Source organism: Streptomyces sp. SID13726, assembly GCF_010548375.1.
Taxonomy (GTDB): domain Bacteria; phylum Actinomycetota; class Actinomycetes; order Streptomycetales; family Streptomycetaceae; genus Streptomyces.
The window spans coordinates 1-414 of record NZ_JAAGLY010000611.1; the positions used below are offsets into that span (position 1 = coordinate 1).

The window sequence follows — 414 nt, forward strand, 5'->3', positions numbered from 1 at the left end:
TGCGGGCGTACTGGTACTCCCGCGTCCCCTCCTCCAGGGTGCGGAGCCTCTCGAAGAAGAGCCTCGAAAGCTCGCGCGCGTCGGAGGGCGCCATCTCCCGGGGGTTCTTCACGTCGGGCAGTGCCGCGTCCTGCGATGGGGCTCCCACGATCCTGTCGGCGGGTACAGAGGGCGTGATCTGCACGTCTGTTGCACGAATGGGGCCTGCGACGGTGGCCGAGCGAGACATGGTGGCCGTTCCCTCCCGATTGACTGACGACTGCCCGGGCGCTCATGCCCCGACTTCTCGTTCTTACACGGTCTGTGCGCAAACTTCTTTCCGGACGCCCTCCGGGACCCCCCGTCCCGGCCACCGCCCGCGGCGTACCGAGGCCCCTGCGCAGCCATACGGCCGACGGGCCGGCATACTGCCTT

General features: G+C 68.8%; 1 pseudogene. It reads right to left on the bottom strand.

Annotated features, from left to right (window positions below):
* Window positions 1-229, bottom strand: a pseudogene (locus G3I78_RS52665) (RNA polymerase sigma factor SigF); the annotation flags it as partial.
* Between the last annotated feature and the right edge of the window lie 185 nt (window positions 230-414).